The sequence below is a fragment of the Nocardia sputorum genome (assembly GCF_027924405.1).
GTDB classification, from domain to species: Bacteria; Actinomycetota; Actinomycetes; order Mycobacteriales; family Mycobacteriaceae; genus Nocardia; species Nocardia sputorum.
The window spans coordinates 5,293,285-5,313,570 of the sequence record NZ_AP026978.1 but is presented as its reverse complement, the minus strand read 5'-3'; the positions used below and the strand labels follow the sequence as shown (position 1 = coordinate 5,313,570).

The following is a 20,286-nucleotide window of genomic DNA, read 5'->3' as shown; positions in this document are numbered from 1 at the left end:
TCAGGAGAGGACGCTGCCGGTCTGTTGCCGAGGGGGCGGCGGCGCCGGGGCGCCGATCAGCCGGACCGCTGGTGCGCTGCCCGCAAGTGTGCCGGATAGGCTGTTCGCCGTGACTGAGCAGACGTTGGTACTCATCAAGCCGGACGGTGTGGCCCGTGGCCTTGTCGGCGAGGTGCTGGCACGGATCGAGCGCAAGGGCCTGAAGATCGTCGCCCTCGAACTGAAGCACGTGTCGGAGGAACTGGCCCAGGGCCACTACGCCGAGCACGCCGAGAAGCCGTTCTTCGGGTCCCTGATCGAGTTCATCACCTCGGGCCCGGTCGTCGCGGCCATCCTGGAGGGTCCCCGCGCGATCGCCGCGTTCCGCCAGATCGCCGGCGGCACCGATCCGGTGGACAAGGCCGTGCCCGGCAGCATTCGCGGAGACTTCGCTCTGGAGACCCAGGAGAACCTGGTCCACGGCTCGGATTCCCCCGAATCGGCCAAGCGGGAGATCGCGCTCTGGTTCCCCGAGCGGCCCGCCTGACCACGTCTCGATCGTCGTGCCCGCGCCGCCGCGACACCGGTGTTCGCGCCGCGGGCCGGACCGAGTCGAGCGCCGATGGCGAACGCCCGGCGCGGGGTGTGGGATACTGGCATCGGCTGCATTCGACGCCGACTGTTCGTGCAGGTGCGCGAACGAGACGTGACGAGCGCAGCCGGATGACACCACGGCTCGATGCCGATCATCGCTGCCACGGGTAAATGGCCTGGTCACCGGGTCGGATATCCGTGTAGGCACGCTGGATGAGCGCTCGAACCGCGGAGTTCAGCCATACAGCCAGGCGCCGCGTGACCAGTTAGCCCGAACGACGAACGACCGAGGAGATAACCGGGCACGCGGGGCGAGACCACTTGATCTCGCGCCCACCGGGTGCGAGTCGAACGGACAGCGCCCCCGCGTCGGCCGCGTCACTCCCGCCGGGAGGGACGCGCCCGGGGGCCCGAGGAGACTTCGTGGCCGATCAAGAGCCGCTGGATACAACATCACAGGATGCCGAACAATTGCCGGAGCGAATCCGAGTTCACGCACTCGCCAAGCTGCTGGGGGTAACGAGCAAGCGCATCCTGGCCAAGCTGACCGAGATGGGGGCGGACGCGCGCAGCGCGCAGTCGAACGTCGACCGCGCGGTCGCCGAGTCGGTGCGCGACGCCTTGGTGACGGTCGAGGCCGATGCCGCCGAGCAGCCCGCCGTGGGGCAGGCCGAGCCCCCCGCACCGCCGCAGGCCGCCGAGCCCGCGGCGGACGCGGCCACACCGGCCGAACCTCCGGAACCACCGCGCGCGGCCGAGGCCGACGCGTCCTTCACCGGTACGGGCGTCATCTTCTCCGCGCCGGACGTGCCGAGCGCCACGCAACCGTCCACCGGCGCGGCGGCGCACCACACGCAGCTGTTCACGCACTCGGTGCGACCCGAGGCCGAGCCGGTGACCCCGGCGGTGTTCGAGTCCGCCGCCGTCGTGCAGGCGCCGCTGTTCCTGTCGCCGGACGCCGCGGCCGCCGAGCAGGCGCGCAGACAGCGGCGCGCCGAGCGGGAAACCCGGCACACCGAGCAGCAGGCGCCCGAGCCCGCCGAGGACGAGACCGAGGTCGAGGACGAGCGCGAGTCCGACCAGCAGGGCGAAGCCGACGGCCAGCCCCGGCGCAGGCGCCGTGGCCGCCGCGGCCGGGGTCGTGGCAGGGGTGAGCAGCAGTCCGAAGCCGACGGCGACGGCGAGGACAACGACGACGAGACCGAGACCGAGACCGTGGACGAGTCGGCCCCTGCGGCTTCCGAGCCCGCCGAGGCGGAGTCCGCGGAGACCGGCGATGGCGAGGACGAGGACGGCGTGCCGGAAGGCTCGAGCCGCCGCCGCCGTCGCCGTCGTCGCCGCAAGGTGGCCGGTGAGTCCGGCGAGAACGAGGCCTCCGACGACGATCCGCCGAACACGGTCGTGCACGAGCGCGAGCCGCGCAACAAGACCCGCAGCCGCGCCGCGTCCGACGAGGTCCAGGGCATCACCGGCTCCACCCGGCTGGAGGCCAAGCGGCAGCGCAGGCGGGACGGCCGTGAGGCGGGCCGCCGCCGTCCGCCGATCCTGACCGAGTCGGAGTTCCTGGCCCGGCGCGAAGCGGTGGACCGCGTGATGGTCGTGCGCGAGAAGTCCTTCCCGGACCACCCGACCGCGACGCAGGTGGCCGTGCTCGAGGACAACGTCCTGGTCGAGCACTTCGTGACCAGCACCGGTTCGGCGTCCATGGTGGGCAACGTCTACCTGGGCAAGGTGCAGAACGTGCTGCCCAGCATGGAAGCCGCGTTCGTCGACATCGGCCGCGGCCGCAACGGCGTGCTCTACGCCGGTGAGGTCAACTGGGAAGCCGCCGGTCTCGGCGGCAAGGAGCGCAAGATCGAGCAGGCGCTCAAGCCCGGCGACCAGGTGCTGGTCCAGGTGAGCAAGGACCCGGTCGGCCACAAGGGCGCGCGGTTGACCACGCAGATCAGCCTGGCCGGTCGTTTCCTGGTGTACGTGCCCGGCGGCACCTCCACCGGCATCAGCCGCAAGCTGCCCGACACCGAGCGCAAGCGGCTGAAGGAGATCCTGCGCGACATCGTGCCCGCCGACGCCGGTGTGATCATCCGCACCGCCTCCGAAGGCGTCAGCGAGACCGAGCTGGCCCGCGACGTGGAGCGGCTGCAGGCCACGTGGCGCACGATCCAGCAGCAGACCGGCAAGGACAACAACGCGCCCAAGACGCTCTACGAAGAGCCCGACCTGCTGGTCAAGGTCATCCGCGACCTGTTCAACGAGGACTTCTCCAAGCTGGTCATCGAAGGCGACCGGGCCTGGAGCACGGTCGAGAAGTACATCGGCACCGTCGCGCCGGACCTGCTCGCCCGGGTCAACCGGCACGAGAACAACGGCGTCGACGTGTTCGAGACCTACCGGATCGACGAACAGCTGGCCAAGGCGCTGGATCGTAAGGTGTGGCTGCCGTCGGGCGGCACCCTGGTGATCGACCGCACCGAGGCCATGACGGTGATCGACGTGAACACCGGCAAGTTCACCGGTTCCGGCGGCAGCAATCTGGAGGAGACGGTCACCAGGAACAACCTGGAGGCCGCCGAGGAGATCGTGCGCCAGATGCGGCTGCGCGACATCGGCGGCATGATCGTCGTCGACTTCATCGACATGGTGCTCGAGTCCAACCGCGATCTGGTGCTGCGCCGCCTGACCGAGGCGCTGGGCCGCGACCGTACCCGCCATCAGGTCTCCGAGGTCACCTCGCTGGGGCTGGTCCAGATGACCCGCAAGAAGCTCGGCACCGGCCTGGTCGAGGCGTTCTCCACCACCTGCGAGCACTGCCACGGCCGCGGCATCCTCGTGCACACCTACCCGGTGGAGCCCGGTTCCGGCGAAGAGACCGCGGGGCGCACCCGCGAGAGCGGTTCGCGCAGGCGGCGGGGCCGCGACAAGGGTGCGGCCGCGCCCGCCCAGCCGGCCAACGGATCCGGTCCCGCGCCCGAGCACCCCGAGGAAGAGGCGGCGGTCAAGCGGGCGCATCCAGTGGCGCTGGCGATGGCGGCGCACCAGTCCGACGAGCCCGAACAAGCCGAGGACGCCGTCGAGCCGCGGGTCGCGGTCGCCGACGAATCCGCCGCGGAGCGGGTGGTCACGGAGACCGTCGAAGCCGCGGTGGCGGTGCCCGCCGAGGAGCCCGAGACCGAGCCCGCCGAAGTGGTGGAGGTCATCGAGGAAGTCGAGAAGGTCGAGCCGGTACCGGCGGAGGAGCCGGTCTCCGTCGCGGAGTCCGCTCCGGCCGCCGAGCCCGAGCCTGTCGCCGAACCCGTCTCGGCTGCCGAGCCCGTTCCGGCATCGGAGACCGGTGCGGCCGCCAACGGTGTCGCCGCACCGGCGGCCCGTCCGGCTCGTCGCCGAAGGGTTGCCCGTTCGGCCGCCGCACCGGCGGCGGACAGCTCGGGAGCGGTGTTCGTGCTGCCCACCGGTGATCAGGCGCCCGCCCCCGCGATCGACTACTCCCAGCCGGAAGCGGCCGAATTGCCGCAGCGCAACCGGCCGCGCAGGCGGGCGGTCGGCCGCCCGGCCGGTGCGCCGGAAGCGCCGAACTGAGTCCTCGCCCACGTGCCGTGGCCCCCGCCGGTCGTTCCGGTGGGGGCCACGTGCGTCCGGGCAGCGAACCGGTGGCATGACCGCGGCGCGGGCGTGGACGCCGGTTTGGTCGTCGCGGTAGCCGTCCTGTAATCTTGGACAGTCGCTGCCCGGTGACAACATATTTTGTCTTCGTGGCCCGGTTCTCGACAGTTCGATACCGAGAGCCACCAGATGCCGAGGCGGTGGCGATTACCAGACCAGTCGTGTGGCGGTTTCCGGTGGTTTCAGACCGGAGGAGTCGCCGCGTGAGCAAGTGCCGAGCACTATAGGAAGAAGGGCAGCCGACCGATGGCAACGTACGCGATCGTCAAGACCGGCGGAAAGCAGTACAAGGTCGCGGTCGGTGACCTGGTGAAGGTCGAGAAGATCGAGGGTGCGCCGGGCACCGCCGTGGCGCTGGATCCCGTCCTCGTCGTCGATGGCGCGGAGCTGACCACCGATGCCGACAAGCTGGCCAAGGTCTCCGTGGCCGCCGAGGTGGTCGAGCAGACCAAGGGTCCGAAGATCCGCATCCACAAGTTCAAGAACAAGACCGGCTACCACAAGCGCCAGGGTCACCGTCAGCCGCTGACGGTCCTCAAGGTCACCGGCATCAAGTAAGACATCCCGAGGAGAACCAGCTATGGCACACAAGAAGGGCGCGTCCAGCTCCCGGAACGGACGTGATTCCAACGCCCAGCGACTCGGCGTCAAGCGCTTCGGCGGCCAGTCGGTCAAGGCGGGCGAGATCCTGGTGCGTCAGCGCGGCACCCACTTCCACCCCGGCGTGAACGTCGGCCGTGGCGGTGACGACACCCTGTTCGCCCTGGCGGCGGGCGCGGTGGAGTTCGGCACCAAGCGTGGACGCAAGACCGTCAACATCGTGGTCCCGGAGCCGGTTCAGGCCTGACCGCCGAACCACTTCCGGATTAACAGCGAGCGGGTCAGGGTCTCGGAACCCTGGCCCGTTTTTCGTGTTCTCGAACGACCAGCGTCCAGTACGACCAGTCCCGAAGGAGGATGATTCGGCGTATGTCCAAGTTCATCGACCGCGTCGTACTGCATGTGCGTGCGGGTAAAGGCGGCCACGGTTGCGCCTCGGTGCACCGCGAGAAGTTCAAGCCGCTCGGCGGGCCGGACGGCGGCAACGGCGGCAACGGCGGCGACGTCATCCTCGAGGTCGACTCCAACGTGCACACCCTGCTGGACTTCCACTTCCACCCGCACGCGAAGGCAGGCAACGGCAAACCGGGCGAGGGTGGTAACCGGGACGGCAAACAGGGCGGCGACCTGGTGTTGAAGGTGCCCGACGGCACCGTGGTACTCGACGACGACGGCAAAGTGCTCGTCGACCTGGTCGGTGCCGGCAACCGTTTCATCGTCGCGCGTGGCGGCCGAGGCGGGCTCGGCAATGCCGCGCTGGCGTCGAAGGCCCGTAAGGCGCCGGGTTTCGCGCTGCTCGGCGAGGACGGCGAAGAGCTCGACCTGGTCTTGGAGCTGAAGTCGGTCGCCGACGTCGGGCTCGTCGGCTTCCCTTCGGCGGGCAAGTCCTCGCTGGTCTCTGTGCTGTCGGCGGCCAAGCCGAAGATCGCCGACTACCCGTTCACCACGCTGGTGCCGAATCTCGGCGTCGTCGCCAGCGGCGACACCACGTTCACGGTCGCCGATGTGCCCGGGCTGATTCCCGGCGCCAGCGAGGGCCGCGGACTTGGCCTGGACTTCCTGCGGCATCTCGAGCGCTGCGCGGTGCTCGCCCACGTGGTGGACTGCGCGACACTGGAGCCGGGCCGCGACCCGGTCTCCGACGTCGACGCGCTCGAGGCCGAACTCGCCGCCTACCAGCCCGCGCTGAGCGCGGACGCCGGGCTCGGCGACCTGGCCGACCGCCCCCGGGTGGTGATCTTGAACAAGATCGACGTGCCCGACGCGGCCGAATTGGCCGAGATGGTGACTCCGGAGTTCACCGAGCGCGGCTGGCCGGTGTTCGAGATCTCCGCGGTGAGCCGGGCGGGTCTGCGCCCGCTGACGTTCGCTCTCGCCGACCTGGTGCGCCGGTACCGCGAGGAGCATCCGCAGGCCGCGCCGAAGCGCCCGGTCATCCGCCCGATCGCGGTGGACGAGACCGGATTCAGCGTCATCGCCGACCCGGAGGAGCCGGGCGGCTTCATCGTGCGCGGCACTCGGCCGGAGCGCTGGGTGCGGCAGACCCAATTCGACAACGACGAGGCCGTCGGCTACCTGGCCGATCGGCTGGCCCGCCTGGGCGTGGAAGACGAACTGGTGCGGCAGGGCGCGGAACCGGGCGCGCCGGTGACCATCGGCGACGTGACGTTCGACTGGGAGCCGCAGATCTCCGCGGGCATCGACATGGTGCCCACCGGGCGCGGCACCGACATCCGGCTGGAGCAGACCGACCGGGTCAGCGCGGCCGAGCGCAAGCACGCGTCCCGGGTGCGACGCGGTCTGGTGCGGGAAGACGAGGAATAGGCGGGGCATTCGTCCCGGCTACCGTGGATTCGATTGTGGTGCAGGGAGTTCGGTGGCGATGCAGGTGAGGTCTATCAGCGCCGAGGCGGATTCCTCGGGCCTGAGCGAGGCGCGGCTGGCGATCGCGGCGGCGCGCCGGGTCGTGGTGAAGATCGGTTCGTCGGCGTTGACCAGTCTGAAGGGCGGCCTGGATACCGCACGGCTGGATCGGCTCGCGGACGCGGTGGAGGCGCGGATGCGCGCCGGATCCGACGTCGTCGTCGTGTCCTCGGGCGCGATCGGCGCGGGCATCGCGCCACTCGGCCTGACCAGCCGTCCGCGTGATCTGGCCACCAAGCAGGCCGCGGCGAGCGTCGGGCAGCTCGCCCTCGCGCACGCGTGGGGCACGTCGTTCGCCCGCTACCACCGCACGGTCGGGCAGGTGCTGCTGAGCGCCGACGACTTCGCGCGCCGCGAGCACCACCGCAACGCGCAGCGCACCCTCGATCGCCTGCGCTCGCTCGGCGCGGTGGCCGTGGTGAACGAGAACGACACGGTCGCGACGGAGGAGATCCGCTTCGGCGACAACGACCGGCTCGCCGCGCTGGTCGCCCACCTGGTCGGCGCCGACGCGCTCGTGCTGCTGTCGGACGTGGCGGGCCTCTACGACGGCGACCCGCGCAAAGGAGCGGCCACGCTGATCCCCGAAGTGCGCAGCAGCGCCGATCTGGACGGCGTGATCGCGGGCAGCGGCGGTGCGCTCGGCACCGGCGGCATGGCGTCCAAGCTGTCGGCGGCGCGGCTGGCCGCGGACGCCGGCGTACCGGTCCTGCTGGCCGCCGCCTCGTCGGCCGCTACCGCACTGACCACCGGCACCGTGGGCACCGCGTTCGCCGCGCGTCCGGTGCGGTTGTCCGCCCGCAAGTTCTGGGTCCGGCACGCCGCCGACAGCCGCGGCGCGCTGCTCATCGACGACGGCGCCGTCCAAGCGGTGGCGCACCGGCGCCGGTCGCTGCTCGCGGCCGGGATCGTGGGCGTCCGCGGCCGCTTCTACGGAGGCGACGTGGTCGACCTGGTGGCCCCCGACGGCCGCGTGGTCGCCCGGGGTGTCGTCGAATACGACAGCACCGAACTGGCTGGCATGCTCGGCCGTTCTACCGCCGAACTCCCCGACACCATGCAACGTCCCGTCATCCACGCCGACGACCTGGTGAAGGTCTGATCGCACCTGGTGCTGAACTCCGCGGCCGGGCACCGGCGCACAGCGGATATCGACCTGCGATCCGGAGTTCGCCACGCGTGGTGAAGTGCTGGGGGCCGGACTCGGCTCCGGCCCCACGGCGTTAGGACCGGTGTCCCAGCGAGCTGTCAGGAGGGCACGACGCCGGGTTGGTTGGTCGTCGGAACCTGCTGCTGGCTGCCATCCACCGGCCCGGTGACGCCGGGTTGGCCATTCGGGTCGGGCATCGGCACGGCTGGGCCGGGAGCAGGAGACGGTGCGGGCGGCGGGCTCGGCGGTTGCGCCGGGGCCGGCGGTGGGCTCGGTGGTGGAGGCGGCGCGGAGGAACTCGGTGGTTGCGTCGGTTCCGGGGTCTGGGGCGCGGGGGGTTCGGGCGATGGGCTCGGTGGTGGCGGCGCGGAGGAACTCGGTGGTTGCGTGGGTTCCGGGATCTGCGGCGCGGGCGGGGCGGATGACGGGCTCGGTGGTGGAGGCGGCGCGGTCGTGGACGGTGCCTGCTGTGTCGGCGGAGCCGGCTCAGGTGACGGAGTCGTCGGCGTGGGCTGCGGCGCCTGGGTGGACGGAGCCTGCTGCGGTGGCGGAGCCTGCTGGACGGGTGGCTCCGCAGGAGTTCGCGGATCCGGTTTCGGCTGGACTTGCGGTGCCGGATTGTGGGACGGGGCGGACGATTCCGGTGCGGCAGGCGCGGGCTGCGTTGTGTCCGGCGACCATTGCCCGTTCGGCGGCGTCTGTTCCGGCGCGGAGTATCGCGGCGTGCCGGGGGAGACCGACGGCGGCGTGGCCGGTGCGGCGACCGCGGGTGGTTCGGGCAGCGCGGGCACGGCGCTTCCCGCGGCGGAATAGGCGGGCTTGTAGACCATGTTCATCGCGAGCAGGGCCTCTTGGCGCAGGGCCTCCTGCGCCATCTGCGCGTCGATGACGTGCGCCGCCTCCAGCAGTTGCGCGATCGCGCCCACCGGTCCGGACGCACCCGGCGGCACCACCGCGAGTTTCACCGCCTCGGCGGCCGCGGCGACGCCTCCGAGCCGGGCGCCGACCTGGCCGAGCACCGCGGCCAGTTCGTCGGCCGACGCCGCGAAACTGCGTGCGCAAGCCTGAGCGGCGTCGGCGGCGGCGCCCTTCCATTCGGCCGTGTCCATCACGCGGTTCACCCCGGCGTGGGTGAGCGGGAACGACGTGGTGAGCGCCCCTGCCGCCTCGAGCCAGATCGTCGAGGCGCGCAGCACCTGCGCGGCGTCGATCTGCTGCGCCTTCGCGTAGATCTCCTCGTGCCGCAGGGACTCGAAATGCTCCATCGAGCTGATGTAGGTGGGATCGGTGCCGGTCATCGGGGCAACCTCGTCCGGACGGCGCGCAGGGCGGCAGCGCCCGCGGCATCGGCCTCTTCGAACAGTCCTCCGCTGATCAAGAACGCTTCCTTCATGCGGTATGCCGCTTCGATGTAGTGGTCTAGCAGCGCCGCCGCGTCCCGCGCTTTGTGGCCGAAACCGGCCTGTAACTGCTGCGCGGAGATGAATCCGCCGAATCCGCCGAGTTCCGCGGCGGATTCGAGGTTCTGCTGTAGGTGGAGCAGCCGATCGGCCTGCCGGTCGTACATCTCGGCGCACTGCCGAGCCGCCGCGGGATCGAACTGGACGGTCCCGGCCTGCGCGGCCTGCTTGAATCGGGCGATATCGGCTCGGCTGGTCTCGATCGTCATCGCTCACCCCTGAGATCGGTCGGTCCGCCCCAGACTAACCGGAAGCCCGGTGCCGGGTCAGCAATAGGCGGCGGCCGCGGTCAGGAAAGGCGGCTATATCGGTATGCGCTTCTGCAATTGGGTGGCGATCTGCTCGACGGAGGCAGGTGCGATGCGCACTTCGTCACCCGCTTTGATCAGATATCGCCCGTCGTCGCGGACATCGATCCAGGTGTAGTGGATCGGCGGGGGCGGCGTCGGACGATCCAGCCGCGGTTCGATTCTGATGTGTCCCTCGGCGGTGTGCGGTTCGAGCAGCAGCTTGCGGATTCGCGGCGCCGCCTGTTGCCGCGCGGGCACGGTCTCCTGGTCGCGTACCGCGTCACCCGGGGCGACGCGGGCCGGTTCGCGGCCCGGCGGAGTCTTCGGCAGCAGCGCCGCGATCCGCCGCCCCAATTTGGCACTGTGCCCGATCGAAATACGCACGCTTCCACCGAAATCCGGGATCGTGCCGGGTTCCTGCACCGCGAGCACGGCACGGTCGTAGATGGCCGCGGCCAGCAGACGCAGTTCGCCGCCCGGCCCGTGCGTGCCGCCGATCGCCACGATCCTGGTGTGCGGCTTGGCCAGGATACGCAGGCAGGCCGAGAGGTCGGGGTCGGAGCGGAGCGGCAGCCGTTCGGCCAGGGCGATGCGCAACTTCTCGGCCTCGTCCTCGGTACGGGGCGTCTCCAGGATGCGCAGCGGGAACGGGTGCCGATCCAGATCGGTCTCGCGCCAGATATGGGCGAACTCGTCCGGAGTGAAGGTCCATTCCACGGCCGAATCACATCCTCACCGAACCCGCCAATGCTGCTCGTAGCCTAGCGGTCCCGGCGCGGGGAGGCCGGATGTACCGCACGGGGACGCTCCGGCCAGCGCGCGGATATCCCGCGTCGAGCCTGGAAAACGCGGTTTCGTGACGGTGTCGCGCTCGACCCTCCCCGCCGGTTCTGCTGAAATATTCGAAAGGGTTCGGGATGCGAGGGCGGAAGAACCCGCACGGCAACAACCGGGTATGGCTGAGATCTGCCGAGGAGGGATTGCGGTGCACATCACGGCGCGGCGAGTAGGCGTGGGAACCGTTCTGCTGGTCCTGGCAAGCGGTTTGGTCTGGGCGACCGCGCCCGCGGGTGCGGATCCGGCCGGTTGCTACGTCGATCGCGGTGTCACCGACGCGGCCGCCCTGTGCCACAGCGGTGAAGGGGCGTCGGTGCTGGAGGCGGAATGTCTGGGCTTCTTCCTGCCGTCGGAGCGCTCCGGGCCGGTGTTCGGCTACTACAGCGGCTTCGAATCGCGGCAGACGCCGGTCGGCACGCCGATGCGCGTCACCTGTGTGGCCGACGGTGCGGTGGGGATCGCCACTCTCGCGTTCCTCGTCCCCGCGGCGGCTTCGTAACGACGCCCGTCTGCGAAACACGTTCGGCCGCTCGGGGATCCGTGGCGGTCAGCTCGGCCGAGCCTCCAGCACGTTGTCCGGGGAAGCTGTCGGCACGATCTTCGTCAGCGTGAATCCGTGCCGGGCGAGGAATTCGCGGTACTCGGCCTCGGTGCGTTCCCGGCCGCCCGCGTTGACCAGCATCTCCAGGTCGATGAACTTGCTCGGGTGCGGTGCGGTGTGTTCGGGGACGACGAGTTCGACGATCAGCAGCCGGGCCTCGGGAGCCATGGCCGCACGCAGCGTGCGCAGAATGCGCCCTGCGTCGGGCTCGGCCCAGTCGTGCAGGATGTGCTTGAGGATGTAGGCGTCGCCTCCGCCGGGGACGCGGTCGAAGAACGACCCGCTCTCCACCGCGCAGCGATCGGCGAGACCCAGTTCGGCGAGCCGAGCGGGCGCCGAGGCCACCACCTCGGGCAGGTCGAACAGGATGCCGCGCGATCGTGGCGCGCGGCGCAGGATTTCGGTCAGCAACGTTCCTTCACCTCCGCCCACGTCGACCAGGGTCGAGTAGCGGCCGAAATCGTAGGCCGCGAACAACGGTTCCATCGCCAGGGTGCCGATGCTGGTCATCGCGCGGTCGAACAGGTCGCCGAATTCGCGGTCGTGCCGGACGTAGTCGAAGAACGACATCCCCTCGAGTTTCTCGCCGACCGGTTCGCCGGTGCGCACGGCGTCGACCAGATGCGTCCAGTGGTTGCGGTGTCCGGGCGACCCGAAGAACAGCACCGCGTCGCGCAGCGACACATCCGCGTCGCGGCGCAGCGCCCGCGCCATCGGCGTCAGCGCGTAGCGTCCGTCGCGCCGTTGGGTGAAGATGCCGTAACTGATCAGCAGCCGCAGCAATCGCCGCAGCGCGCCCTCGTCGGCGCCGACCGCCGCCGCGAGGTCCGCACCGGAACGCGGCCCCGTCGCGAGTTCGTCGGCCACGCCGAGCGCCGCGGCTGCGTGGATGGCTTGCGAGATCCATCCGGCCGCGATCAGCTCCATCAGCGCGACGTGCCCCGGCACCAGTTTCCGGAACGCGACGGCCAACGCGCCGCGAATCGACTCGACGGCCCGGATCAGCGGCAGCGGAGGGATTCTCGGTCGGTCGGACGCCACAGCGACTCCATCCGTCGAAGGTCGGCACTCTGCGCTTTGTCTAGGAGGGTACGTCGCGACCGGATTCGCTGCGCTGTTTCTCGCGCTCGGCCGCCGTGGCGAGGTAGTCGCCGAGTTCGCGGCGCAGCGTGACGTCCAGCGAGCGGGCCAGCGTGGCGTGCACCGAGGCCACCGCCAGCTCCCGCATCTTGTTGAGCATCGTTGTGGTCTCGGCGATTTCGCCGCTGGTGTCGGGCATCCAGCCGGGGCCGTGCTCGTCGATGATGTGCTGCTTGGCGGCGGTGATCATGATGTGCGTGATGTCATCGATCCGGTCGGCCACCTTGGCGTAGATCTCGATGAGCGTGCGCAGTTCGAGGCCGTACTCGTGCAACTCGGCGAACGAGGTGAGCAGCTGGGTCTCGGTGAAGACCACCGTGTCGCCCTCCAAGCGGACCAGCTTCATCTCGCGCAGCCGGTCGACCAGTTCGTCGGCGTCGGCGCCGAGGATTGTGCCGATCAACTCGCGGGGCACCTCGAAGGTCTCGTCCTTGGCCCAGGACGCCGTCACGGCGTGTTGCAGACCGAGCACCTCGGTGAGGTCCTTGCCGGTCTCCCAGCTGGTGATGAAGTCGGCGATGTGCGCGGTGGTGAAGCCCCGCTGTAGCAGCGCGTCGATCAGGCGCAGCCGCTCGAGGTGCGCGTCGTCGTAGATGCTGGCCCGGCCGTCCTTGCCGACCGGCGGCGGCAGCAGCCCGCGTTCCTGGTAGGCGCGCACGTTGCGGGTGGTGGTGCCCGCGGCGCGCGCGAGGTCATCGATCCGGTACTCCGGCGTCGACCTCACCTCCCTCGCTGAGCAGGGCGCCGATGGACCGGCGGCACGCTGATAGAACTCCCTGCGGACCGAGTCTATCGTCCGCGCCGCTGGCGCCTCGGCACCTAGGAAACCGGTGCCACCCGCTGTCGCCGCTGGTCGGCGGTCTGTTCGACGACCAGGTAGTCGTCGAGATCGACCGCGCGCAGCTGATGGACGTACTGCGTGGCGAAACCCGGGTACATGGTCGCGTTGAAGCCGTCCTCGGTGAGATACCAGCTGCGGCACCCCGAGTTCCAGGTGGTGGCGGAGAGCTTGCGCTGGATGGCGGCGTTGTAGCGGTCCTGCCGATCCCGTCGCACGTCCAGCATGCGCAGGTCCCGGTCCAGGATGATGCCGATCGCGCCGACGAGGTAATCGATCTGGGCTTCCATGTAGACCAGCGCCGAGTTGTGCCCCGGGCCGGAGTTGGGTCCGAAGGTGAGGAACAGGTTGGGATATCCGGAGACCGCGACGCTCTTGTACGCGTAAGCCCCGCGCGACCATTCCTCCGCCAGATTCCGGCCGTCGCGCCCGACCACCGGAACGGGCGTCCCGGTCTTGGAGACGTCGAATCCGGTCGCGAACACGATGCAATCCGCTTGGTGCTCGATGCCTTCGGCGGTGCGGATGCCGTGCTCGGAGATCCGGGCGATCGGCCAGGTGATCAGCTTGCAGTTGTCCCGTTGCAGGGCGGGGTAGTAGTCGTCGGTCATCAGCAGGCGTTTGCAGCCGGCGCGGAAGTCCGGGGTGAGCTGGCGGCGCAGCCACGGATCCTTGACCTGCCTGCGCAGCTGTGCCTTGCCGACCAGTTCGACGACCCTGGTCAGCGGCGTATTCCAGACCACGCCCAGCGCCACCGACTCGTGGCCGTAGAACCAGGCGCGCCGGGCCAGCTGTTCGGCGGCGGGCACCCGGCGGTAGAGCTCCTTGGTCAGGCCGTTGGTCCGCCGGTCGACCCGTGGCAGCACCCAGCCGGGCGTGCGCTGGAACACCTTCACCGAGGCGGCCTTGTCGACCAGTTCCGGAATGATCTGGACCGCGCTGGCTCCGGTGCCGACGACCGCCACGCGCTTGCCGGTGAAGTCGTATTCGTGATCCCAGCGGGCGCTGTGGATCTTGTGACCACGGTAGGTCTCGATGCCGCGGATATCCGGGAAACCGGCGTTGGCCAGCGGTCCGGACGCCAGCACGACGGCCCGGGCGCGGATCGGCTCCGCGTGACCCTCGACCGAAATCTCCCAGACCCCGGCCTGCTCGTCGAACACGATGCCGGAAACGTTGTGCCCGAACCGGATATGCGGACCGAGCCGGAACTCCGCGGCCATCGCCTCGATGTAACCGAGGATCTCGTTGCTGCCGGAATAGGTGCGCGACCAGTTCGGGTTCGGCGCGAAACTGTAGGAGTACAGCCGCGACGGAATGTCGCACGCCGCACCGGGATAGGTGTTGTCGCGCCAAGTCCCGCCGATCGCGGTGCCGCGCTCGAGTATCGCAAAATCGCGGATCCCGCGTTGCTTCAGCCGGATGGCCGTGCCGATACCGGCGAACCCGCCGCCGATGACGGCGACGTCGAGGGTGTGCGTGCTCATCGGGCTCCCTGTCATGCCGCGGGCTCGTAGGTCAGTTCCTTCGACCAGGTCGGGTTGTTGCGCAGCAGCGCCCTCGGCACCAGCCCGGTGATCTTCACCAGCGCGTCGGCCACCAGGTGGTAGGGGTGGCCGCGGTCGATCACCCAGCTGCCGTGCATCTTGACGATCTGGTACATCGGCAGCCTGCGGGCGAAGTCGCTGCGCTCGCCGACGTTCGCGTACCGCTTCAGCGCGCCGTAGAGCTTCTCCTCGTCCACGCCCATCGCCACGATGTTGTCGCGCATCTTGTTCAGCAGCGGCACATAGCTCAGCACGCCGATGATCAGCGACGGCTTGGCCCAGCCGCCGACCAGGTCGATGAGCAGCTTGCGCATCTCCGCGTGTCCGAGCAGATCCATCACGGCGAAATCGACCGCCAGGTGCCGCGATTCGTCGGAGTTGATCTTCTTGAATGCCTCCTGGCAGACCGGGTCCTCGATCTCGTCCATGATGAACTTGATCAGCGCGCCGTCCAGCGCGACCTCCAGCATCGGGATGACGGTGCCGAGGAACGACAGCGACATGTCGTCGGAGTACTTGTCCAGGAAGTCGATCACCAGCTTGACGTTCACGTTCGGCTGCGGGATCTCGTCACCCTCGAGCATGCCCCACCGGCGCATCAGCGCCAGCTCGGCGTTGGCGTGCTTCTGCTCCTCGGCGTGGAAGTAGCGGTAGATCTCGCGCAACGTCTCGTTCGGCGCCTTCTTCGCCATCGCCGCGAAGCCGCGCGCGCCGACGTTCTCGATCCACATCAGATCGGCCATGAACGGCTTGAGCTTGGCGTGCAGTTCGGGCGTGATCGTCTCCGCGCCGGGCGCGTCCCAGTCGATATCGGCCAGCGCCCACTGGCGGTCCTTGATCTTGCGGAGCATGTCGTCGAAGTCCATCGCGCTGGCAGCCATGTCAGACTCCTGTCTTGTCGGTGACCGGCGTGCGGTCGGTGGCGGTCGAGTGGTCCTGGGGCAGCAGTCGCTCCAGGAGCCCGAGGACGAAGGTGTACTGCGCCGGGAAGCACCGCTTGAGCAGCCAGACGGCGTGCGCGTCCAGTTGGGGGAGCACGTAGAGCTGCCCGCGGTCGTGCGCGTCGAGGGCGGTGCGCGCGACGCGCTCGGGGGAGAAGCCGGTCCAGCGCATGAGGAAGTCGGCCAGCTGCGCCGATCCCTCGGTGATCCGGCCGTCGCGGGCGACGTTCGTACGGACGAACGTCGGGCACAGCACGGTGACCGCGACGCCGGTGCCGCTCAGTTCGGCGGCCATCGTCTCCGACAGCGACAGCACGCCCGCCTTGGACACGTTGTAGGCGGCCATCGACGGCGCGGCGGCGAATCCCGCGGCCGAGGCGACGTTGATGATGCCGCCGCTGCCCGCGGCGCGCAGGCGCGGGGCGAAGACTTCACAGCCGTGCACCACGCCCCACAGGTTGATGCCCAGCGCCCACTGCCAGTCGTCGAAACCGATGCGCCCCACCGGCTTTCCGCCGATGCCGACACCGGCGTTGTTGATCACCAGGCTGACCGGGCGGTCGAACAGCGTCTCGGCGAAGCGGGCGAGCAGTTCCACGTCCTCGCGCTGCGCCACGTCGCAGCGGAAGGCGTGCGCGGCCCCTGGGTGGTCGCGTTCGATCAGGGCGACCGTCTCGTCGGCGCGCGCCTCATCGATGTCGGCGCAGATCACCCGGCCGCCACGGGCCGCGATCTCCAGCGCGAACGCGCGGCCGATGCCGCTGCCCGCGCCGGTGACCACGGCTCGCGCGCCGTGCGTGCGCCGGGGGCGGCCCAGGGCCACCAGCTTGTCCAATCCGAACATCTCAGCTCACCTTTTCCGTGCCGGAGGTAGCGACCAGCGCCGCGCGCAGGAAGTCGGCGGCGCGGGCGAGGGCCTGATCGGCCTCGGGCACCACCAGGGAAGGGCTTGGAAGACGTGCAATTGCCCCGGCCAGATCTCGAGCTCGCAACTGCCGCCCGCACGCCGGACCATCTCGCACAGTGCCTGCGCGTCGGCGCCGAGCATCTCGGTGCCGCCGACCTGCACCAGGATCGGCGGCAGCGGAAGACCCTGCGGGACGGCCAGCCGCAGGCGCGCCGCGTCGGCCGGGTGGCCGCTGGTGTAGGCCGCGGGCAGCCTGCGCGCGGCGGCGGCCGAGATCAGGGGATCGGTCCGGACGCGTTCCCGCTCGGCCGCCAAGCCCAGGGTCAGGTCCAGCAGCGGGGAGAACATCGCCACGGCCGCGGGTTGCGGGCGTCGGTGCCGTCCGTTCTCGACGAGCAGATCGAGGGCGAGATGCCCGCCCGCGGAGTCGCAGGCGATCACCAGGTCGGCCGCGGCGATGCCACGGCCGAGCAGCCAGCGGTAGCCCGCCTCGACGTCGTCGGCCGCGGCCGGGAACCGGTGCTCGGGCGCGAGGCGATAGTCGGTGAGGAAGACGGGGAGCCCGGTTTTCGCCGACAGCCGGGCCGCGAGAGCGCGATGCGTGCGAGCCGAGCAGATGACGTACCCGCTGCCGTGGATGTAGTAGACGGCCCGCGGCCCGAACGGCACGCCCGCCGCCCGCACCCATTCGCCGCGCACCGCGCCCGATCGGACCTGGGTGACCGAAGTGCCGGGCGGAACCGGACCACCGACGGCCATCAGCGTCGCGATGAGCTTGCGCGCGAACCACACGCCCGGCGTGTTCATCGGCACCGCGCAGTTCAGCGGACGCAGGGTGAGCCTGGTGGCCGCCGCGGCCACGGTGGCGCGTGTGGACGGCGCGGCCGGAACGCGAGGGACCGAGGTCCTCGTTGACCTTGTCATGCGCTAAGAATCAGTCATTAATGTGCCAGTTGTCAATGGCACATTCTGAGAAGGCTGTTATTCGAACAGGTTATTGTGCCGTATGGCGACGGTGGACGACGAGGAGATCGCGGCGGCGACAGTCGGCGAACTGCGCCCCTATGGGGTCGAGGTGGTTCTCGAGGAGTACAACCGGGCGTGGCCGGACTGGTACGCCGAGGAAGAGGCCGCCATACGCGCAGCGCTCGGCGACGTGGCCCTGCGGATCGAGCACACGGGCTCCACGTCGGTTCCCGGCCTCGCGGCCAAGGCGCTGATCGACATCCTGCTGCTGGTTCCGGAGGCCGCCGATGAGGCTGCCTATCTACCGGCTCTCGAGGCGGCCGGGTATGCCCTGCGTATCCGGCAACCGGGCTGGTATCAGCATCGCTGTCTGGTTCGCCGCGTGGATGACGGTGCGCCGCGGGATGTGAATCTGCACGTGCTCTCGCCGGAGTCGGGCACGCCGGAGATCGAGCGGATCCTGGCGTTCCGCGACTGGCTGCGCACGCACGATGAGGACCGGGTGTATTACGAGCGGACCAAACGCGAACTGGCGCAGCGTGAATGGAAATTCGTGCAGCACTATGCCAACGCCAAGAGCGCGGTCATCGAGGAAATCCTCGGACGAGCGCTACCCGGCTGATGTCGGCGAGGTAGGGACACCGGATTCGCCGCCGCCACACTGCACTGCGGAGTGCTTGTGCGTAGTGGCGGCCAACGCTCGCGCAGCGGCAGGACGGGATCGCAGATCATGCTCGCTGCATCCACCGCGCTGGTGAATCCCGCGGAGGGGCCTCGAATTCGGTGTGCCTGACAGGTTCAGTACCCGAGAGCGGGATCGATCGGAGCGAGCAGCGGGCGGCCCGCGATGAAGCGCTCGACGTTCGCTTCGACGTGGTCGGCGAATGCCGCCAACCGCAGTTGCGGTGGATTCGAATCATGCGGAGTGACAATGGCATTCGGCAGCGACCAGAGCGGGTGGCCGGCCGGGAGCGGCTCGGGATCGGTGACGTCGAGGCCGGCGCCGCCGATCGCGCCGGAACTCAGCGCGGCCACCAGGGCGTCGGTATCGATGAGGCTGCCGCGCGCGACGTTGACGATCCACGAGGACGGCTTCAGTCGCGCCAGTTCGTCCGCGCCGATGAGATGCCTGGTGGCGGGCGTCGCGGGCGCCGCGACCACCACGTGATCGGTGTGCGCCCAGATCCGGCCGAGATGCTCGGCGGGAACCGTCTCGACCGACGACGGAATACCCGGGCCGGTGACCGGCCGCCCGCTGCGGTTCACCGCGATGATGTGCGCGCCGAGCGGGACCAGCATCGGGATCAGCGCGCGGCCGATGCCGCCCGCGCCGACGATCGTCACCGTCTTGCCGCGCAGCGAGCGGATGTGCGGAAAGAAGTCCTGTTGCCGCCAGTCCGACGCGCGCAGATGCTCGGGCAGATACCGGACGCCCGCGAGCAGCAGCATGAGCGCGTGCTCGGCGACGCTGGCCGCGAAAGCGCCTGCGGCGGAGGTGAATCGCACGGCAGGATGCCTGGCGATGACACCCGAGGTGAACCAATCCTCGATACCGGCGGCCGAAAGCTGTACCCACTCCACCCCGGCCGGCAATTCGTCCGGGAACTCGCCGACCCCGCCCACCCAGATCAGCCCGCGAGCCTCGTCGAGATCGGAGACGGTAGCGCCCGCCTCCACCACGGCCTTCTCCACCAGCGTGGGCGGAGGCTCGGTGGGGCCGATCGCGATCGTCACTGCCGGTCGGTTCATGGATGGACCTCCTTCGGAGCAGTAGGGCGTGGTCGCGAGCGGGTGGACGTTGCGACCGTAGCACCGCCGGGCGTGCGCGGATCGGTCGCCGGTGGCCGTGCGTCGCGGCGCTAGGCTTCGCTCTGCTCCTCGTCGAGCTCCACGTCCACCTTGTCCCGCTCGGCCCACTCCAGGAGAGGATCCAGGTGGAACACCGCGTCGTCCATGCCCGCGTGCAGATCGCCGAGTTCGGCGAAGCGAGCGGGCACGGAGGCCATGGTGAAGTCGCGCGGATCGATGTCGGGAATCTCGTCCCAGCGTACCGGTGTGGAGACCGTGGCGGCGGGGACGCCGCGCACCGAGTAGGCGGCGGCGATGGTGTGATCGCGAGCGTTCTGGTTGTAGTCGACGAACAGCAGCTTCGGGTCCCGGTCGCGGCGCCACCAGGTGGTGGTCACGTCATCGGGCGCCCGGCGCTCCACCTCGCGGGCGAACGCGAGCGCCGCCCGGCGCACCTCCTGGAAACCCCACTGCGGCGCGATCCGCACGTACACGTGCAGGCCATTGCCGCCGGAGGTCTTCGGCCACCCGACGGCGCCGAGTTCGTCGAGGACTTCGCGCACCACCGCCGCGACCCGCTGCACGCGCGACCACGGGCAGTCGGGCATCGGGTCGAGGTCGATGCGCCACTCGTCGGGGCGTTCGGTGTCGGCGGCGCGCGAATTCCACGGATGGAACTCGACCGTCGACATCTGCACCGCCCAGATGACGTCGGCGAGTTTCTCGACGCACAACTCGTCGGCGTGCCTGCCGTAGCGTGGGAAGTACACGCGCACAGTCGGAATCCAGTCCGGCGCGCCCGCGGGAAGCCGCTTCTGATGTACCTTGTCGCCCGCGAGTCCTTTGGGGAACCGGTGCAGCATGCAGGGCCGGTCGCGCAGCGCGTTGACGATGCCGTCCCCGACGCTCAGGTAGTACTGCACCAGATCGAGCTTGGTCGCGCCGGACTCGGGGAAGTAGACGCGGTCCGGGTTGGAGACGCGGATCGTGCGGTCGCCGACCTCGAGCTCGATCGCCGACCCGGTGGATTTGCTGGCCACGGGTCGACTGTAGTGGGCGAGCCGA

At 69.9% G+C, this 20,286-nt stretch carries 19 protein-coding genes; 8 read left to right on the top strand and 11 right to left on the bottom strand.

The genetic code is table 11. The annotated features are described in order from the left end of the window. The first annotated feature begins 109 nt into the window (after window positions 1–109). The 6 genes from ndk (at window position 110) to proB (ending at window position 7,858) form a co-directional block, all read left to right on the top strand. A complete protein-coding gene (gene ndk / locus QMG86_RS24080) occupies window positions 110–526 on the top strand; it encodes a nucleoside-diphosphate kinase (protein WP_281874944.1) in 417 nt (138 codons plus the stop codon). A 470-nt stretch (window positions 527–996) separates the two neighbouring features. Further along, window positions 997–4,149 carry a translation initiation factor IF-2 N-terminal domain-containing protein gene (locus QMG86_RS24075; RefSeq protein ID WP_281874943.1) on the top strand — a complete coding sequence of 1,051 codons (3,153 nt, stop codon included), beginning with the start codon at window positions 997–999 and terminating at the stop codon, window positions 4,147–4,149. Between the two features lie 330 nt (window positions 4,150–4,479). Beyond that, window positions 4,480–4,791 (top strand): 50S ribosomal protein L21, encoded by a 312-nt coding sequence (rplU, locus tag QMG86_RS24070; RefSeq protein WP_039796660.1) that lies wholly within the window; start codon window positions 4,480–4,482, stop codon window positions 4,789–4,791. A gap of 22 nt (window positions 4,792–4,813) precedes the next feature. Next, the gene (rpmA, locus tag QMG86_RS24065) at window positions 4,814–5,080 is read left to right on the top strand and encodes a 50S ribosomal protein L27 (RefSeq protein WP_040775807.1); all 267 of its coding nucleotides are present in this window, start codon (window positions 4,814–4,816) and stop codon (window positions 5,078–5,080) included. Window positions 5,081–5,202: 122 nt separating this feature from the next. Next, entirely contained in the window at window positions 5,203–6,657 is a 1,455-nt protein-coding gene (obgE, locus tag QMG86_RS24060; protein ID WP_281874942.1) for a GTPase ObgE, read from the top strand. Window positions 6,658–6,715: 58 nt separating this feature from the next. After that, window positions 6,716–7,858 (top strand): glutamate 5-kinase, encoded by a 1,143-nt coding sequence (proB, locus tag QMG86_RS24055; protein WP_416382571.1) that lies wholly within the window; start codon window positions 6,716–6,718, stop codon window positions 7,856–7,858. A gap of 146 nt (window positions 7,859–8,004) precedes the next feature. Here proB and QMG86_RS24050 read toward each other — a convergent pair whose 3' ends face one another. From QMG86_RS24050 to QMG86_RS24040, 3 genes are all read right to left on the bottom strand, one after another. Then, window positions 8,005–9,204, bottom strand: a complete 1,200-nt coding sequence (locus tag QMG86_RS24050) for a hypothetical protein (protein ID WP_281874941.1) — start codon at window positions 9,202–9,204, stop codon at window positions 8,005–8,007. Further along, window positions 9,201–9,575 (bottom strand): hypothetical protein, encoded by a 375-nt coding sequence (locus QMG86_RS24045; RefSeq protein ID WP_281874940.1) that lies wholly within the window; start codon window positions 9,573–9,575, stop codon window positions 9,201–9,203. The genes QMG86_RS24050 and QMG86_RS24045 overlap by 4 nt, the downstream gene beginning before the upstream one ends. A gap of 93 nt (window positions 9,576–9,668) precedes the next feature. Further along, on the bottom strand, window positions 9,669–10,373 hold the full coding sequence (locus tag QMG86_RS24040) for an ESX secretion-associated protein EspG (protein ID WP_281874939.1): 705 nt from the start codon (window positions 10,371–10,373) through the stop codon (window positions 9,669–9,671). A gap of 295 nt (window positions 10,374–10,668) precedes the next feature. Between QMG86_RS24040 and QMG86_RS24035 the strand changes: the two genes are divergently transcribed. Continuing rightward, entirely contained in the window at window positions 10,669–10,992 is a 324-nt protein-coding gene (locus QMG86_RS24035) for a hypothetical protein (protein ID WP_281874938.1), read from the top strand. 48 nt (window positions 10,993–11,040) lie between these two features. Here QMG86_RS24035 and QMG86_RS24030 read toward each other — a convergent pair whose 3' ends face one another. From QMG86_RS24030 to QMG86_RS24005, 6 genes are all read right to left on the bottom strand, one after another. Next, window positions 11,041–12,135, bottom strand: a complete 1,095-nt coding sequence (locus QMG86_RS24030; protein WP_281874937.1) for a methyltransferase — start codon at window positions 12,133–12,135, stop codon at window positions 11,041–11,043. Window positions 12,136–12,175: 40 nt separating this feature from the next. Next, window positions 12,176–12,958 (bottom strand): MerR family transcriptional regulator, encoded by a 783-nt coding sequence (locus QMG86_RS24025; protein WP_062977487.1) that lies wholly within the window; start codon window positions 12,956–12,958, stop codon window positions 12,176–12,178. 95 nt (window positions 12,959–13,053) lie between these two features. Continuing rightward, window positions 13,054–14,559, bottom strand: coding sequence for a flavin-containing monooxygenase (locus QMG86_RS24020; RefSeq protein WP_281874936.1), 1,506 nt, complete (start codon window positions 14,557–14,559; stop codon window positions 13,054–13,056). An 11-nt stretch (window positions 14,560–14,570) separates the two neighbouring features. After that, window positions 14,571–15,500 (bottom strand): ferritin family protein, encoded by a 930-nt coding sequence (locus tag QMG86_RS24015; protein WP_281874935.1) that lies wholly within the window; start codon window positions 15,498–15,500, stop codon window positions 14,571–14,573. Between the two features lies 1 nt (window position 15,501). Continuing rightward, entirely contained in the window at window positions 15,502–16,404 is a 903-nt protein-coding gene (locus tag QMG86_RS24010) for an SDR family NAD(P)-dependent oxidoreductase (RefSeq protein WP_281874934.1), read from the bottom strand. Window positions 16,405–16,410: 6 nt separating this feature from the next. Beyond that, window positions 16,411–17,391: an alpha/beta hydrolase gene (locus QMG86_RS24005; protein WP_350356345.1), complete on the bottom strand. Its 981-nt coding sequence runs from the start codon at window positions 17,389–17,391 to the stop codon at window positions 16,411–16,413. A gap of 82 nt (window positions 17,392–17,473) precedes the next feature. On the opposite strand from QMG86_RS24005, the gene QMG86_RS24000 reads away from it, so the two are divergent. Further along, a complete protein-coding gene (locus QMG86_RS24000; RefSeq protein WP_281874933.1) occupies window positions 17,474–18,055 on the top strand; it encodes a GrpB family protein in 582 nt (193 codons plus the stop codon). 176 nt (window positions 18,056–18,231) lie between these two features. On the opposite strand, the gene QMG86_RS23995 is transcribed toward QMG86_RS24000, so the two are convergent. Both QMG86_RS23995 and ligD read right to left on the bottom strand, forming a co-directional pair. Beyond that, the gene (locus QMG86_RS23995; protein ID WP_281874932.1) at window positions 18,232–19,182 is read right to left on the bottom strand and encodes a D-isomer specific 2-hydroxyacid dehydrogenase family protein; all 951 of its coding nucleotides are present in this window, start codon (window positions 19,180–19,182) and stop codon (window positions 18,232–18,234) included. Window positions 19,183–19,292: 110 nt separating this feature from the next. Further along, complete coding sequence (gene ligD / locus QMG86_RS23990) at window positions 19,293–20,261, bottom strand: non-homologous end-joining DNA ligase (RefSeq protein ID WP_281874931.1); 969 nt, start codon at window positions 20,259–20,261, stop codon at window positions 19,293–19,295. Window positions 20,262–20,286 lie beyond the last annotated feature (25 nt).

What these genes read in the sequence shown, in the direction of transcription:
- rplU (WP_039796660.1), top strand. Translation starts at nt 4,480, where the DNA reads ATGGCAACGTACGCGATCGTCAAGACCGGCGGAAAGCAGTACAAGGTC.
- rpmA (WP_040775807.1), top strand. Translation starts at nt 4,814, where the DNA reads ATGGCACACAAGAAGGGCGCGTCCAGCTCCCGGAACGGACGTGATTCC.
- obgE (WP_281874942.1), top strand. Translation starts at nt 5,203, where the DNA reads ATGTCCAAGTTCATCGACCGCGTCGTACTGCATGTGCGTGCGGGTAAA.
- proB (WP_416382571.1), top strand. Translation starts at nt 6,716, where the DNA reads ATGCAGGTGAGGTCTATCAGCGCCGAGGCGGATTCCTCGGGCCTGAGC.
- QMG86_RS24050 (WP_281874941.1), bottom strand. Translation starts at nt 9,204, where the DNA reads ATGACCGGCACCGATCCCACCTACATCAGCTCGATGGAGCATTTCGAG.
- QMG86_RS24045 (WP_281874940.1), bottom strand. Translation starts at nt 9,575, where the DNA reads ATGACGATCGAGACCAGCCGAGCCGATATCGCCCGATTCAAGCAGGCC.
- QMG86_RS24020 (WP_281874936.1), bottom strand. Translation starts at nt 14,559, where the DNA reads ATGAGCACGCACACCCTCGACGTCGCCGTCATCGGCGGCGGGTTCGCC.
- QMG86_RS24015 (WP_281874935.1), bottom strand. Translation starts at nt 15,500, where the DNA reads ATGGCTGCCAGCGCGATGGACTTCGACGACATGCTCCGCAAGATCAAG.
- QMG86_RS24010 (WP_281874934.1), bottom strand. Translation starts at nt 16,404, where the DNA reads ATGTTCGGATTGGACAAGCTGGTGGCCCTGGGCCGCCCCCGGCGCACG.
- QMG86_RS24005 (WP_350356345.1), bottom strand. Translation starts at nt 17,391, where the DNA reads ATGACAAGGTCAACGAGGACCTCGGTCCCTCGCGTTCCGGCCGCGCCG.
- QMG86_RS24000 (WP_281874933.1), top strand. Translation starts at nt 17,474, where the DNA reads ATGGCGACGGTGGACGACGAGGAGATCGCGGCGGCGACAGTCGGCGAA.
- QMG86_RS23995 (WP_281874932.1), bottom strand. Translation starts at nt 19,182, where the DNA reads ATGAACCGACCGGCAGTGACGATCGCGATCGGCCCCACCGAGCCTCCG.